This window comes from Planktothrix sp. PLAVEN19ND (assembly GCF_057220675.1).
This window is the reverse complement of record NZ_CM170132.1, coordinates 840,401-855,409: the sequence shown is the minus strand read 5'-3', so window position 1 is coordinate 855,409 and position 15,009 is coordinate 840,401. Positions and strand designations below refer to the sequence as shown.

Sequence of the window (15,009 nt, the reverse complement as noted above, 5' to 3'; positions counted from 1 at the left end):
ATCAAGTTTAACTCTAAAAATGACCTCAACTTTAACTCAAGTTTATCCGATTATTTGGGAAAGCGATCGCGCTTCCCTCATTGACCAAACCCGTCTCCCCGATGAATATACCCGCGTAGAAATTACCACCTATCAACAAATGGCAGATGCCATTAAAACCATGATTGTTCGGGGGGCTCCCGCCATTGGAATTGCCGCCGCCTATGGGTTATATTTAGGGGCGAGGGAGATTCAAACCTCAGACCGTCAGGAATTTTTAAACCAACTAGAACCCATCGCCCAAGTCCTGCGGGCAACCCGTCCTACGGCTGTTAATTTGTTTTGGGCAATTGATCAAATGTTGCAAACAGCAACAGCAACCCCCGGCACAATAGAGGAGATTAAAACCGCCTTATTACACAAAGCCAATACTATTCGAGAAGACGATATTAAAACCTGTTTTGCTATCGGAGAAGCGGGGTTAATAGTATTACCTGAAACCCCCGAAAAACTCAATATTCTTACCCATTGTAACACGGGTTCCTTAGCCACGGGAGGGTATGGAACCGCTTTAGGAGTAATTCGTTCTGCTTGGAATTCAGGACGGTTAAATCGAGTGTATGCCGACGAAACTCGCCCCCGGTTACAAGGAGCTAAATTAACCACTTGGGAGTGTGTGCAAGATCAAATTCCAGTCACATTAATTTCCGATAATATGGCAGCCCATTGTATGAAACAGGGGTTAATTCATGCGGTCATTGTGGGGGCTGATCGAATTACTGCTAATGGCGATGCGGCAAATAAAATTGGCACCTATAGTTTAGCAATTGTGGCTAAATATCATCGGGTTCCATTCTTCGTTGCAGCCCCCTTATCAACCGTTGATTTTAAATTAGCAACCGGGGATGAAATTCCGATTGAAGAACGAGATCCTACGGAACTTTATCAGGTAGGAACTACTCGTATTTGTCCCGAAGGAGTGGAATTTTTTAATCCGGCTTTTGATGTGACTCCGGCCGAATTAATTACTGCTATTATAACAGAAAAGGGGGCAGTTATTCCTGGGGAATTAAGACAGTTTTCTGTGAGTTAATCAACCACAAAGACACAAAGGAATGAAGGGGGTATAGCAGGGAACACCGGGGGAAAAGATAGATACATCCATCTGGTGTCCTAACTGCCTTGGTGGTTGCTATATTAAAGAGTTATGGATGGTTGTTAATATTGCCGTCTATTTTTTTATTGATAACTGGCAATAAAGATTTGGTTGGCGGTTAGGTTGATGTTGGTGAATTGTGAGGAAAAAATGCGATCGCTTCCTTGAAATGTGCCGATTTCCGTATAAAAATTATTAACCAATTTTAATACTAATACGGTTTGTAATTGTGGATCAATAATCCAATATTCAGGAATTCCTCGATCTTGGTATTGCATTCTTTTGGCAATATAATCTCTATCTCTTTGTAATTCCCCAGGACTAACTACTTCCATAACAACTAAAGGAGGAGCCATAAAAAAACGTAATGTATTGCGCTTTTCTAATTGTTCGATATGTTCCTCTCGGATAATTGTTAGGTCTGGATAGCGGTTTTTTGGTTCTCCTCTGACTTCTAATTCTAAACCATGTCCTCTGACTCTTAAATGACCGATTAGCAAGGCAAATTGTACAAACAAAAATCCAGCAATTGCAACATTTTTTCCTGACTCGGGAGGCACTTGAATTAATTCTCCATTGAATAGTTCATACAAGTTTTCTGTACCATCATCAAAAGATAAGTAGTCTTCAAAATTTTGAAATCTTACTTGAGCTTGAGTCATATTCAATTGATTCATTACTTCATAATATCCATTTTACGCTCAACAGCCCCCGGATAGCTAACAACAGTAAACCTATCTTGACGTGCCATTGAGTCGTACAATGATCTTGATCGGTTTCGTTTTTACTAGGAGACTTCAATGCCAGAGGCAGTGGGTGTCATACAAGCCCTGGGTTTTCCGGGGATTTTAGCCGCAGCAGATGCGATGGTCAAGGCTGCGCGAGTTACCCTGGTTTACTATGATTTAGCAGAACGGGGTGAATTTATAGTGGCAGTTCGTGGCCCGACATCGGAGGTGGTTCCTGCTGTACAAGCTGGTGTTGAAGCGGCAGAAAAGACGTTTGGCTGTTCGGTGATTACTTACTACGTTGTTCCCAACCCCCCTGAGAACATTGTGGATGTTATGTCTATTGGCTACACAGAACTGAGTGAACGTTTTCGCACTTAAGATAATTTCTATTTTGCGAAAAATATTCAATTGCCACACTTTTAAAGTCTAGTTAATTTAGGAGAAATTCAATGGCAGAACAAGCAGTTGGAGCGTTAGAAACAAAAGGATTTCCAGGGGTTTTAGCCGCCGCCGATGCAATGGTTAAAGCGGGTCGGGTGACCTTGGTGGGCTATATTCGGGCAGGAAGTGCGCGGTTTACGATTATGATTCGGGGCGATGTTTCCGAAGTGAAAACCGCCATGGATGCCGGAATTGCAGCCGTCGATAAAGCCTATGGTGCCGCCTTAGAAACCTGGGTGATTATTCCCCGTCCCCATGAAAATGTGGTCGCTGTTTTACCGATTGATTTTAATGAAGATGTGGAGGAATATCGGGCGGCGGCGGAAGGGTTTACTTTACCCAGAGGTCGTTAATTCAGTTATTAATATTAACCCTCTTTTGTCGCAGGAAGGGACAACCTTGATTTATCGGTTGCAAGGGGGTCACTTCCCACTTTAATTATTCAAGATTTTTTGAATTTAATTCCAGGAAGTTATCAATATTTTTTTTATTTATATTAATCTACTTAATTCCTCCCGAATTAATGGAGGCTGATATCCTAAATTAAAGGCTTTATAACTATCTAAAGAAACATCGGGAGGACGAGGCGCGAACATTTTAATATCCGCTTGAGAACAGGGTTTAATTAAATGCTTTGGAAGCTCTAAAACATCAGCCATGAGTAAGCCAAATTCATAGCGGGAAATCCGTTCTTTCCCGCCTAAATGCAAAATTCCTGATGTAGTTTCTAAGGCTAATAATAATCCCTTAGCGGCAGTATTTCCCCCTACAGGAGTTCTAAATTCATCGGCAAATAAATTCAACTCTTTTCCGGCTTTTAAAGTTTGAATAAAAGGCTGAATAAAACTGCTGGCATGGTTAGGAGCATCCCCAAACATTAAGGGCATTCTGCAAATAGCTGTTCGAGGATAGCGTTCTAATATTCCCTGTTCAGCTAATACTTTCTGTTCTCCATAATAACTAATCGGGGATACGGAATCGGTTTCGCTATAGGGTGGATTTAAACCATTAAATACTAAGTCTGTTGAAGTAAAAACACAGGGAATATTGAACTCAGCACAAAGGTTAGCAATTTCTAAAGAACCAATAACATTAATTTGATAGGATATCTCAGGATAATGTTGACAAAAGTTAGGTTGAGATTGAGCCGCCGCATGAATAACGGCATCAGGTTTAATTTCTCGAAACAGATTTTTGAGTGCTTGAATATCGGTTAAATTTGTCTTCAAAAGACAAATATTAGGGATATTAATAGTTTTAGAATGAGTTAAGCCATATACTTGCCATTGAGTTTGAGCAATTCGGCAAAGATGCCATCCTAAAAAACCACTAGCCCCTGTAATTAAGAGTTTATTCATGATTAATATGATAGACTACAGAGTGTGAACAGCATTAAAAAAATAGGTTTTTTCTAGGGATTCCGCCAGGTACTGGCAATTCCTCGTTTTAGGGCGACCAATGCAGCTTGCGTTCGATCATTAACGTTCAATTTGCCAAAAATATTATTAACATGAAATTTAACGGTACTTTCAGTAATATGCAAAATTAAACTAATTTCTGGATTACTTTTTCCTGCAACAATTAAACGAATGACATCTAATTCACGGTCACTTAATTGAGGACTACTCATCCGTTCAGCTAATTTTGCTCCTACCAAAGATGGAATATAAGTTTGACCTTTAGCCACTGTCCGAATGGCGATTAATAATTCATTAGGGTCAGTATCTTTTAGCAAATAACCCTTAGCCCCTAACCGTAATCCTCGATAAATTTCCTCATCACCATCATAGGTAGTTAACACAATAATTTGAGCATTCTTAAACTCATTTACAATCACTTTAATAGCAGAAGTTCCATCCATGTCCGGCATTCTCAAATCCATTAACGTGATATCCGGTTGATATTTTCTAAACAATTCAATTGCTTCCTGTCCATTCCCGGCTTCAGCCACAACAGTTAAATCTTCTTCTCTATTTAATAAACTGACTAAACCCTGTCTAACAATCGAGTGATCATCAACAATTAAAACTCTAATTTTATTCAGTTGATTAGTCATTTTTATACACCCTTAAAATTCAAAGATTGCAGTTGCTATTAGATGACAAATTTCCTATTAATTTTTAGTTTTTATCAGGACGACGAACTAATACAATCACTGATGTTCCTTGCTTTAATTGGCTTTGAATGGTAAGTCTTGCTCCGATGCGCTCCGCACGTTCTGACATTCCCAAAAAACCGAAACCATTTTTAACGGCAAGAGGATCAAATCCCTGTCCATTATCTTGAATTCGCAAAATTAATTGCGTTGGTTCATAGATTAATTCCAGGGTAATCAGACTAGCATGGCTATATTTAATCGCATTTGTCAAGGCTTCTTGTCCGATTCTCAAAAGATGATTTTCGACTTCAGAAATTAAAAAATAAGGAGTTCCAACCACATCTAATAAAAGAGTTGCCTCAGTATAGGTTTTCATCTGATTGATTAAACAATTTAATGCGTTGCATAAATCACCTTCTTCTAATAATTTGGGACGTAATGCTGCCACGGAACGTCTGGCTTCAGCCAGTCCTGATTGAGCTAAAGTCCGTACCGTTTGAATATGATTAATCGTCGCTTCAAGTGTTTCTGGTATCACTCTTAATGCGGCTCCTGAGTGAATAATAATTCCCGTGAAAGCCTGGGCTAAACCATCATGAATTTCTCGTGCCATCCGGTTTCTTTCTTCTAAAATACAAGCGTCTTGAGCTTGTTTATGAATCCGAATATCTTGACCAATCCCAATGCGTTCCCCTTGATTTAAAGGAATAAATGCCCAAGCCGTTTCTAAGGATTCTTCCGCTTTTATTTTAAGCTGAAATTCTCGCCATTCTGATGTTGCGTTCTGAAGATGGTTTAAAAAAACTTGACTATCTTCATAATTAGGATATAATTGGGTAAGAAAATCTCGATTTTTGAAATCTTTTATTGTCCAACCCAATGTATTTTTTAAAGTTTGATTAGCGAATTGAATTTGGTTGTGATCATCCAACAAAACTAACATTACTGGAATTTGATCAAAGATCGTTTGTAAAACTTCCTTTTGTTGCTTAATCTGTTGTTCTACTCGCTGGCGTTCGGCAATTTCTTCAGCCAGTTGTTGGTTTTGTTGTAATAGCTGTTTTGAGAGTCTTCTCAGACGTAATTGATTTTCAACTCTGACTAAAACCTCTTGATATTCAAAAGGTTTAGTAATATAATCAGTTGCCCCCAAAGAAAAGGCTTTAACTTTATCAAAAACTTCTTGTAAAGCACTTAAAAATATAATAGGAATATCTTGTTTTTGTTCACAAGATTTAATTTGACTACAGACTTGATAACCATCTAATTCAGGCATCATAATGTCTAGTAAAATTAAATCCGGTCGGTTAGATTCTAAAAATTTTAGAGCTAATTTTCCGCTAGGAGCGAGATTAACTTTATATCCTCGACTCGACAACATTCCGCTTAAAAGATTTAAGTTTTCTGGTACATCATCAACAATTAAAATCTGCCCCAAGGCAGAAGAATTAACAGAAATATTCATTTTTTTTTGATGAAAAGGCCATTAATCGGGTTCAGCAGACACAGAGATGCGCGTTGAAACCTGCATGAATTTAATTTAGCAAGCATCAATAGGGAAATTCAACCTAGGAAGATGGGAGTCGGATATTAGACTATTTATAGCTTAAATTATAGACTTTTGCGGTTTTTTAAGCATTTTTTTAATCTAGCAAGCTGGTATCAGTTGTAGGGGCGGGTTCGTCGAGATGCGCGGTGATTCACTCCTATCTCAAAGAACCCGCCCGCGACTCGTTATTAGTCCAAAACCCATTACTTATTAACTATTTCCTACTCCCTTCTTCCACAACCATTTCAATTAAATTCAGTAATTGTTGATATTGAAAATGCTGGATTTGATGGGCGATCGCATTTCCTAATTCTAAATTAAGACTCTTGATTTCTGCGGTGATAGCTTCCATTTTTTGTTGATCCAGATTAACAATTGATTCAAATAAATCTGTTACTAAATTAGAAGGTAAATTCGCTATACTTTGAGTTGTTAAAACCTTTAAATTTACCTTAGATAAAAGAGAAATATCTGATTCTTGATAAATAAATTCTACTCCTAAATGTTTTTGTAAAATTTCAAATATTTTCATATCTCGAAAGGGTTTTCTAATAAAATCATCGCAACCGGATGATAAAACAATTGCTCTTTCCTCATCAAAACTACTCGCAGTCACCGCAATAATTACGGTTTCTTGACCTTGTATTGTATTTTTAATATGTTGTGTTGCTGCATAACCATCCATCACAGGCATCCGCATATCCATAAAAATTAAATGGGGTGAATATTGTTGACAAGATTCAATCGCTTCAATGCCATTACTGGCTTCATAAACTTCAAAGCCTAAACTGGATAATAATTGAATTAACATTGTTCGGTTATCCCGACGATCATCCACCACTAAAATTCGATATTCAGGTTGATTAGGAGCTAAACTCATCACTTTTTGATCAGGAATTTGAGGTTGAGAATCTATCCGATCAAGAATAATAATTTTAATCTCAAAATTAAAAATAGTTCCTTTTCCTACTGAGGATTTTACTTTTAAATCTCCGCCCAATAGCTGAATAAAAGACCGGGAAATCGCTAATCCTAATCCCGTTCCCTGTTGAGAATTCCGACCAGATTGGGTTTGTACAAACGCTTCAAATAGAGTTTCTAATTCTTCCGGTGCAATCCCGATTCCCGTATCTTCGATCTCAAAGAATAACTGATCCGTTTCCGATTTAACCCTTAAACAGACCCCTCCTTCTGAGGTGAATTTAACGGCATTTGCTAATAAATTTATTAAAATTTGACGTAATTTTACTTCATCTGTTCGGATATATTGAGGGAGATAGGGTGATTTTTCAAAGAGCAACTGAATTCCTTTATTTTGAGCTTGAAAATAAAATAAATCCTCTAAATCTTCTAATAATTGATCAAAATTAAAATCATTTTCATTCATGGTAGTTCGTCCCGACTCAATTTTTGATAAATCCAAAACTTGATTAATGAGAGTTAATAAATGTTCCCCACTTCGGGTAATAATTCCTAAATTTTCTTGCTGTTCTGAAGATAAATTAGAAGCACGATTAATTAGTTGAGAAAATCCTAAAATGGCATTAAGAGGAGTTCGGAGTTCATGACTCATATTGGCTAAAAATATACTTTTGGCTTGGTTGGCGGCTTCTGCGCTGGCTTCTGCTCGTTTTCTTTCTGCAATTTCTTGTTGGAGTTCTAGGGTACGTTCTGTAACTTGTTGTTCTAAAGTTGCGTTATAATCTGCTAAGAGTTTTTCCGCTTGTTTGCGTTCGGTGATGTCTTGAAAAGTGGCGATCGCATATTTAACTTGACCGGTTTCATCCACAATCGGTGTACTAGAAACCTCTAAAGAGATAATTTGATCCAGATGATGAATCTCCATATCATCAATTTTAACCGTTTCACCCGCTAAAGAACGAACAATTGGCATTTGATTTGTGGGATATAATTGCTTTGTTCCGGCTCGATAAACCTGACCAACTTTGGCAAATTGCTGATAATTAAGTTCGTGTATAGTATTCATTCCTGTTAGTTGAGAAGATGCTTGATTAGCATAATTAACTTGCCCATTCTTATCCAGAACAGTAACACCAATTGGCATCGCATCAATAAATTGAGTGAGTTGGCTTTCCCGTTCTTTAACTTCAGTGTAAAGTTTAGCATTGGTAATAGCGATCGCGGCTTGTCCTGATAATAATTGCAAAATTTCTAACCTGTCAGGAGTGAAAACTTGTGCGGTTAAACGATTTTCTAAATAAACAATAGCACTGAGTTGTCCTTGATTCATCAAAGGCGCACATAAAATCGATTTTGGTTGATGGGTTTGAATATAAGGATCATGGGTAAACTGTCCTTCACCACTCGCATCATTTAAGACAACTTTTTCTTGAGTTCTAAAAACATAACTAACAATAGATTCTGCTAATTTTTGACAATTTTTAACGGGGCTGGATTGTAATACTCTTACATCTTGACTGTCTAAAATACATTCCGCCTCAATCATTAATTGACCTTGGTTCTCTAAGATTAAATAGCCAATCTGAGAACCAATATTTTCAATCAAAATTTTCATGAGTTGGGACAATAACTTTTCGAGAACAATTTCACCAGAAATAGTTTCAGAAGCTTTCATGATAGTAGCGATATCCAAGGCCTGACTTGAAGGGTTCCCCGTGGTTGATATAGTAGTTAATATTGCTGTCTTTGTTGGCTGATTCATCACAAATAATTGGGAATATTGTGTTTCTAAATGTTTGACTTTAGCCACCGCACCCCAGAGTTGATAGCAGTAAAGAGCTTCCTGTATATAAGCCTTGGCAATTATTTCTTGACCTCTGGATAAATAAAATTTGGCGGCGAGTTCGTAAGCTAGGGCTGCTTCATGAATATATTCATGTTCTTTAGCAAGAGAAATAGCGCGATCGTAGTAGTCAATTGCTTCAATAACTTGCCCCAAACTTCTGGCTTTTTCTGCCTCAACTAGATAAAATTTATGCAAATAATTCATGGGAGCATGATGCGCCCATATTTGCATTTTCTCTTGATTAGTATTAACTCGCTTCAGAGTATTTTCTTTTTCCAAGTTTGAGGAATCAGCAAATTCGCTTAAATGTGCGAGAGAATCATAAAAATGAAAGATAGGTATAGCTGCCATTCCTGACACACCATCTAAATATGGTTCTGCGACTGTCGCGTTTTCAACAGCTTCACAAGACTTGGAAAATAAATAGCATAACACTAATTTATTGAGATAAAGTAGGAAAATTCCTTGTTGATCGCTCGATTTTATATGAAGTGGTAAAAATTTATCTTCGTTATAAAACTCTCCTATTAGCTGGGTGGGATTTTCAGATTTGCCTAATAAGTTAAAAATAATTTGTAAATACATTGACAACCCAATTAAACATCTTTTGTTTTTGATTTTAGTCTGGATTTGGCAATAAGTAATAATATCTTTTTGTAAGTTTATAAGTTCATATCCTACCGAGTAAGCATTAAAACAATAATCAAAAGTAGAATAACCAATAAAATCTATATTTCCTGTTTCAACAGCACTGTAATAAGCTTCTTTTAAAATTGACAAACTTCCTCTAAGATGCTCTTTCCAATGTAATATATGATTGCCAAATGTATCTAAGACTCCCGCTTTTAGGTTTCTAGCATTTAATTTTTCTACTAATCTTAAACCTAATTTTCCATATTTATAGCCAGCTTCAATATCTTGCATATTTGTACATAAAATGACTCCGTAAGTTGCATAAGCAAAACTCGACTTAGGAGCATTACCATATTTAATAGACAAATCAATCTGTGTTAACACAATTGGCGCTAATAATTCTGGAATGCCTATATAGCCAATCGCTAACATTTTTCCTAAAATCGACATCGCTGCTAGAGTTTCGGGATCTGTCATTTTGGGCAAGTTAATTAAGTTTTCTGTTTCTAGTTTTATAGATAGACTATTTGAATATTTTGGCAAGATAATCCCTAGATAATTTAGCACTTTTATTCCAATATTTAGCCCAGCTTTGAAATTGTTTTCTATGAGATAAAATTCAATTTTTAACTCATATACTTTGACCTTATCTAGCACGGTTTGAGCATTTTTTAGTACAATAGTAGCCAAACTTTCCATTTGCTCAAAATTCCCTAAAAGATAAGATGCTTCTGTGGCTTCTTGGTGCAGTTGCAAACTTAGGTTATATTGCACTAACCAAGCATTATCTCCTAGCAATTTTATTCCGGTTTGTAAGTAGTTAAAAGCAGCTTGATAAGCGACGGATGCTTTCGCTTTCTTACCCGCAACTAAATTTAACTGCGCCAGTTCATCTTTTTCTAACTGATCAGAAATGAGTTTAAAGCCTAAATTGAGTTGATTAACTATTTCAAATATTTTTTCATCTCGTTTTTCCGGATCAACATTGTTTAATATAATTTGTCCAATTTTTCTATGCAAAAGTGGCTGATCTTCTTCATCAATTAGACAATAAGCTGCTTGTTGAATTTTGTCATGGGTAAACTTATATTCTAATAATTGAGAATCAGGTAATTTTCCAGCTATGGCTAATTCTATATCTCCCCCATTATTTAGGGGTAAAATCAGATTTTCTGCCATAGCATCATGGAGAATATCTACGGTTTCCCTAAGAGATTTTTGAGCAATTAAAGCCAAATTTTGTAGTTCAAATTGATTGCCAATACAAGCAGCTATTTTAATAATTTTTTTTGTTTTCTCGGATAATTTCTGAATTTTTGATATCATCAACTCAATTACATTATCAGTAAAATTTTTAGCTTGTATTTCTTCTATATTCCATCGCCATTTTTGACAATTGATTTCAAAACTTAACAGTCTTTCAATATAAAGAGCTTGGAGAAACTCATTGATAAAGAAAGGATTTCCTCCGGTTTTATTGAAAATTAATTCAGCTAGAGTTTTAACCTCCTGTTCGTGACAGTGGAGGGTATCAGAAATGAGTTGAGTTACTGTTGGTAGATTCAAAGGCGATAAAAAAATCCGATTAATATTAATTCCAGTTTTAATCATTTCTTCAATCGTTAAACTGAGGGGGTCAGCAGGAGAAACTTCATTATCTCGATAGGCTCCAATTAAAAATAAACCTGCTTTTGCATCACTCATTAATAATTGAATTAGCTTGAGAGATGCTCCATCCGCCCACTGTAAATCATCGATAAATATAGTTAAGGGATGTTCCGGTTTAATAAAAACTTTGATAAAATTCTGAAAGACTAAATTAAAGCGATTTTGACTTTCACCTAGCCCAACTTCTGGGACAGTCGGTTGCTGACCAATAATTAATTCTATTTCAGGAATTACATCAATAATGACTTGACCATTTATGCCTAAAGCGGTTAATATTTTTTGTCGCCACTCCTGTAGTTTTACTTCTGTTTCAGCTAACAATTGCTTGACTAATTCTTGGAAAGCGTTAACAATCGCACTGTAGGGAATATTGCGCTGATATTGGTCAAATTTACCGGAAATAAAATAACCCCGTTTTTGAGTAATCGGTTTATAGAGTTCTTGGACAATAGCAGACTTTCCAATCCCCGAATAACCCGCAATTAAAAATAGTTCACTTTGAACAGAAACTCGCTCAAAAGCAGTTAATAAAGTTTCAATTTCTGCCTCTCTCCCATAGAGTTTTTGTGGGATTTTAAATTGCTCTGAAATATCTTGACAAGCCAAGGGAAATATTGATATAATCTTAGTATCAATTAACTGATTTAAACAGATTTCTAAATCTGCTTTGATGCCAAATCCACTTTGATACCGTTCTTCGGCATTCTTCGCCATTAATTTCATCACTATATCCGATAAAACTTGAGGAATTTCTGGATTGATTTGTGAGGGTGATAAGGGCTGTTTAGCAAGATGAAAATGAACTAATTCTAGGGCATCGGTGCTATCAAAAGGAAGTTGGTGGGTGAGCAGTTCATAAAAACTGATACCCAGGGAATAAAAGTCAGTGCGATAATCTAAACTTCTATTCATTCTTCCCGTTTGTTCGGGTGAAATATAGGGGAGAGTTCCTTCTAAACTATTGGGATTTTTGAGGGTGGGATTTTTCCGAGTAAACGGGGTAGAAATGCCAAAATCAATAATTTTTACTTGTCCGGTGGTGGGATTAAAAACAATATTGGAAGGGTTAATATCTTTGTGGATAATATTAGCTGCGTGAAGAAATCCTAAACTTTCTGTAGTGGCGATCGCAATTTTTAAAAATTCTTCTAAAGTAAATTGTCTCTGTTTCAACCATATTTTTAAAGATTCCCCGCCAAAATCCTCTAAAAACATCACCAAAGTATTTTGGTAGGGTTGCAAATCATACGCTTTAATTACCCCCGTTAAATCCAAGGATTGAGTAATTTGATATTCTGTGCGATAACGAGCAAGTTCCTGGGGTGTGGGGTAATTTTCCTTAAGGATTTTAACAATAACAGGTTCGTTATCTAGCTTTCGGATAGCACGATAAACTAGGGAATTCGTACTTTCATAGATGCAAGTTTGGACTTCAACACCGGGGATAGTCAGCATATTGAAACCGTTCTCCAACAGCAGGTAGACGAGGCTAAATCTGTCTTTAGATAGATGTTTTTTTAGTTAGTATATTTCTAATTTGCTAGATACTAACAATAAACATTCTAGCTATTTAAAAAAGTAGCATAAGTTTGCCTGCTCAGGTAGAGTGGTATCAGGAGTAACAATATTAATAATTTTAAATAATCCCAGCTTATTGAAACATTTGCTGAGGCGTGAATTGCAATCCTTCTAATAAATTATCGGTTAAAATTGCCTCATCTCGTTTTGTTTGAGGGGGTGCATCGGGATAAAAAATAGTCATGGTTTTAGCTTTAGGGTCAACAACCCAAACTCTCAATACTCCAGCATTGAGATAATCAATCGCTTTTTCACTCATTTGACCAAAGGTTTGATCAGGCGAGATAATTTCAATCACTAATTCCGGGGGAATAGGGCAAGCTTCATCAATAAATCGTTCTAAGGGAAGACGACTATAGGAAATATAAAGTAAGTCATGGATAGGAACCCAATCTCGATTATTTTTTTTCAGAGTAACTGCCCATTCTATGCCAATTTCTCCTCGATTTTGACACCATTGGGTTAACAGGGTACACAGAGTAACAGTCAGTCGAGAATGAAAACGTTTAGGAGCCATTTTAGAGATTGCTTCTCCATTAATCAATTCATAGTTTAAGTCAGTTTCGGGAAGGGTCAGAAATTCATTTAGGGTGAGTTGAGTTTTGAGTGTTACCATCAGTTGATTACTCAAATGGGTTTAATAGTAGAGAACAGGAAAGCTTTTAACATCTTACTATCGCTTTGAAAGACTGGGTACAATCTCTCTGGATTGAAATCGTAATGGCATCCGATCTTTTGGGTAAATCAACAGGTTCTGCTGTAAATTATCTAAAGATGAACGACCGTTGACCAACTCCCAATCAAAATGTCGGAGCAGTTGAGCTAACATCACGGTTGCTTCTAGCATCGCCAAATGTTCCCCCAGACAGCGATGAGCCCCTGAGCCAAAGTCAATCATGGGTAATGAAAGGCTACCTTTATTTTCTTCCAGCCAACGTTCAGGGAGAAATTGCTCAGGTTGAGCATAGGTTTGGGCATCCCTTCCCGCAGCCAGCATTGACCAAAATACTTTCGTCCCTTTAGGAATAGTAATCCCCTCAATCACAGTCTCCTTGATGGCTTGTAACGAACTCGAACCCGATGCAACGGAATAAAGGCGGAGTGTTTCTTTAACAATTGCTCGCAGATAAGTGAGTTCTTTAAGACTTTCGATTGAAATTGACCCATGCTTTTCCCATACTTGGTCTACAAGGGTTTGAGCCTTTTGGAAAACCTCTGGATGCAACGCTAATTCACCCACTATGAAAGATAATGTATGGGCTGTGGTATCAGTCCCCGCAATCAGGAATTCAATCATTTCTGCAATCAGTGTTTCCTTTGTGTAGCGAGGTTCTTTTACGGCTATTTTAACCAACATTGATTCAGTGAATAAAGGACTGAGGGAAACAGACTCAATGGGCTGAGAGTCTCTCAGTTGCAAAGCCAGGTCTACGCGAGGTGCTAGAAATTGTTCAACATAGCGTCTGGCTGACCAGTAATTACGAGACGATTGTGTCGGTAAATATTTCATCCAGCGCTTTTCACCCGTCGCCACGCGCAGAAATCGATAGGTGATCACGGACATCGCCTTATAGACTTTTTGAACATCCAGGGGAGGCCCCTCGGAGGTCGGAATTTTGGGATCAACTGGAATGCCCAACACTAAGCAGGCAATGACACCCATGGTCAATTCTACAAATAGGGGATCAACCTGAATCGTTTCTGAGGAGTCAGTTTCTTTAATTTTTGCTGTAATTTGAGAACAGGCTTGCTGAACAACGTTGATATACTGTGAAATTCCACTGGAAGTAAATTCAGGATTCCAGGCTTTGCGACGCCATTGCCATTCTGATCCAGTTTCTCCGATTAAAATTGGGCCACTGATATCGTTCCAAGCCTGACTTGTGCGTTGAGACCGGATCAAGCTACCGTCTCTCATACCATTAATAATCGTACTTTCAATAGCTGATGGCTTACTTAAAATCAGGACAGGATAATCTGTCCAATAAACATACATGGAACCATACTGTTGACTCCAATCAAAGATCAGTTTAAAGAATTGCTTTTTTTTAACCGCCTCTAAGATTTGAGGAATATTGCCAAATAGCCAGTGTCTGGGTGGAGAAGGCAGGGATTCGAGAGACTGATAGCGCTTTCTTTTTTCCCAATAGCGCCAGCCCAGTATTCCTACGAGGGTCAGGAAAATTACAGTCAGAATCAAGGGTAGAGAAACCGAAATCGGAGTATTACTGAATAAAAGCATAAGTTCACATTCCAAAACGATTGAGCTAATCCCTATAACTATAACGATAAGAGCAATAAAGAGAGCTAACAAATAGTCAAGTTTTAAACTAACCCTGGGGTGGGGGGATAACCTGTACTTTTGGCTAGGTAAAAAACCGACCTATCGTAGAGTTACGAGAATAAGGG

General features: G+C 37.3%; 10 protein-coding genes. 3 read left to right on the top strand and 7 right to left on the bottom strand.

Going from position 1 to position 15,009, the window contains the following annotated elements; genetic code table 11:
* The first annotated feature begins 19 nt into the window (after positions 1 to 19).
* Entirely contained in the window at positions 20 to 1,072 is a 1,053-nt protein-coding gene (mtnA, locus tag AC2D3N_RS03800) for an S-methyl-5-thioribose-1-phosphate isomerase (protein ID WP_484692832.1), read from the top strand.
* 146 nt (positions 1,073 to 1,218) lie between these two features.
* Here the strand turns inward: mtnA and AC2D3N_RS03795 are convergent, their stop codons facing one another.
* A complete protein-coding gene (locus AC2D3N_RS03795) occupies positions 1,219 to 1,812 on the bottom strand; it encodes a Uma2 family endonuclease (protein ID WP_484692831.1) in 594 nt (197 codons plus the stop codon).
* Between the two features lie 123 nt (positions 1,813 to 1,935).
* Between AC2D3N_RS03795 and AC2D3N_RS03790 the strand changes: the two genes are divergently transcribed.
* Both AC2D3N_RS03790 and AC2D3N_RS03785 read left to right on the top strand, forming a co-directional pair.
* On the top strand, positions 1,936 to 2,244 hold the full coding sequence (locus AC2D3N_RS03790; protein WP_484692830.1) for a BMC domain-containing protein: 309 nt from the start codon (positions 1,936 to 1,938) through the stop codon (positions 2,242 to 2,244).
* A 71-nt stretch (positions 2,245 to 2,315) separates the two neighbouring features.
* Positions 2,316 to 2,660: a carbon dioxide-concentrating mechanism protein CcmK gene (locus tag AC2D3N_RS03785; RefSeq protein WP_079676654.1), complete on the top strand. Its 345-nt coding sequence runs from the start codon at positions 2,316 to 2,318 to the stop codon at positions 2,658 to 2,660.
* Positions 2,661 to 2,798: 138 nt separating this feature from the next.
* Here the strand turns inward: AC2D3N_RS03785 and AC2D3N_RS03780 are convergent, their stop codons facing one another.
* From AC2D3N_RS03780 to AC2D3N_RS03755, 6 genes are all read right to left on the bottom strand, one after another.
* Entirely contained in the window at positions 2,799 to 3,665 is an 867-nt protein-coding gene (locus AC2D3N_RS03780) for an SDR family oxidoreductase (protein ID WP_079676653.1), read from the bottom strand.
* Between the two features lie 53 nt (positions 3,666 to 3,718).
* Positions 3,719 to 4,363 carry a response regulator gene (locus tag AC2D3N_RS03775; protein ID WP_079676652.1) on the bottom strand — a complete coding sequence of 215 codons (645 nt, stop codon included), beginning with the start codon at positions 4,361 to 4,363 and terminating at the stop codon, positions 3,719 to 3,721.
* 64 nt (positions 4,364 to 4,427) lie between these two features.
* Entirely contained in the window at positions 4,428 to 5,870 is a 1,443-nt protein-coding gene (locus AC2D3N_RS03770) for a response regulator (protein ID WP_079676651.1), read from the bottom strand.
* A 298-nt stretch (positions 5,871 to 6,168) separates the two neighbouring features.
* Positions 6,169 to 12,477 (bottom strand): AAA family ATPase, encoded by a 6,309-nt coding sequence (locus AC2D3N_RS03765; RefSeq protein ID WP_484692829.1) that lies wholly within the window; start codon positions 12,475 to 12,477, stop codon positions 6,169 to 6,171.
* A gap of 196 nt (positions 12,478 to 12,673) precedes the next feature.
* Positions 12,674 to 13,216: a Uma2 family endonuclease gene (locus tag AC2D3N_RS03760; RefSeq protein WP_484692828.1), complete on the bottom strand. Its 543-nt coding sequence runs from the start codon at positions 13,214 to 13,216 to the stop codon at positions 12,674 to 12,676.
* A gap of 57 nt (positions 13,217 to 13,273) precedes the next feature.
* A complete protein-coding gene (locus AC2D3N_RS03755; RefSeq protein ID WP_484692827.1) occupies positions 13,274 to 14,842 on the bottom strand; it encodes a cytochrome P450 in 1,569 nt (522 codons plus the stop codon).
* Positions 14,843 to 15,009: the final 167 nt, after the last annotated feature.

Excerpts from the sequence above, each read along its gene's own strand:
- mtnA (WP_484692832.1), top strand. The coding sequence starts at position 20 with ATGACCTCAACTTTAACTCAAGTTTATCCGATTATTTGGGAAAGCGAT.
- AC2D3N_RS03795 (WP_484692831.1), bottom strand. The coding sequence starts at position 1,812 with ATGAATCAATTGAATATGACTCAAGCTCAAGTAAGATTTCAAAATTTT.
- AC2D3N_RS03790 (WP_484692830.1), top strand. The coding sequence starts at position 1,936 with ATGCCAGAGGCAGTGGGTGTCATACAAGCCCTGGGTTTTCCGGGGATT.
- AC2D3N_RS03785 (WP_079676654.1), top strand. The coding sequence starts at position 2,316 with ATGGCAGAACAAGCAGTTGGAGCGTTAGAAACAAAAGGATTTCCAGGG.
- AC2D3N_RS03780 (WP_079676653.1), bottom strand. The coding sequence starts at position 3,665 with ATGAATAAACTCTTAATTACAGGGGCTAGTGGTTTTTTAGGATGGCAT.
- AC2D3N_RS03775 (WP_079676652.1), bottom strand. The coding sequence starts at position 4,363 with ATGACTAATCAACTGAATAAAATTAGAGTTTTAATTGTTGATGATCAC.
- AC2D3N_RS03770 (WP_079676651.1), bottom strand. The coding sequence starts at position 5,870 with ATGAATATTTCTGTTAATTCTTCTGCCTTGGGGCAGATTTTAATTGTT.
- AC2D3N_RS03765 (WP_484692829.1), bottom strand. The coding sequence starts at position 12,477 with ATGCTGACTATCCCCGGTGTTGAAGTCCAAACTTGCATCTATGAAAGT.
- AC2D3N_RS03760 (WP_484692828.1), bottom strand. The coding sequence starts at position 13,216 with ATGGTAACACTCAAAACTCAACTCACCCTAAATGAATTTCTGACCCTT.
- AC2D3N_RS03755 (WP_484692827.1), bottom strand. The coding sequence starts at position 14,842 with ATGCTTTTATTCAGTAATACTCCGATTTCGGTTTCTCTACCCTTGATT.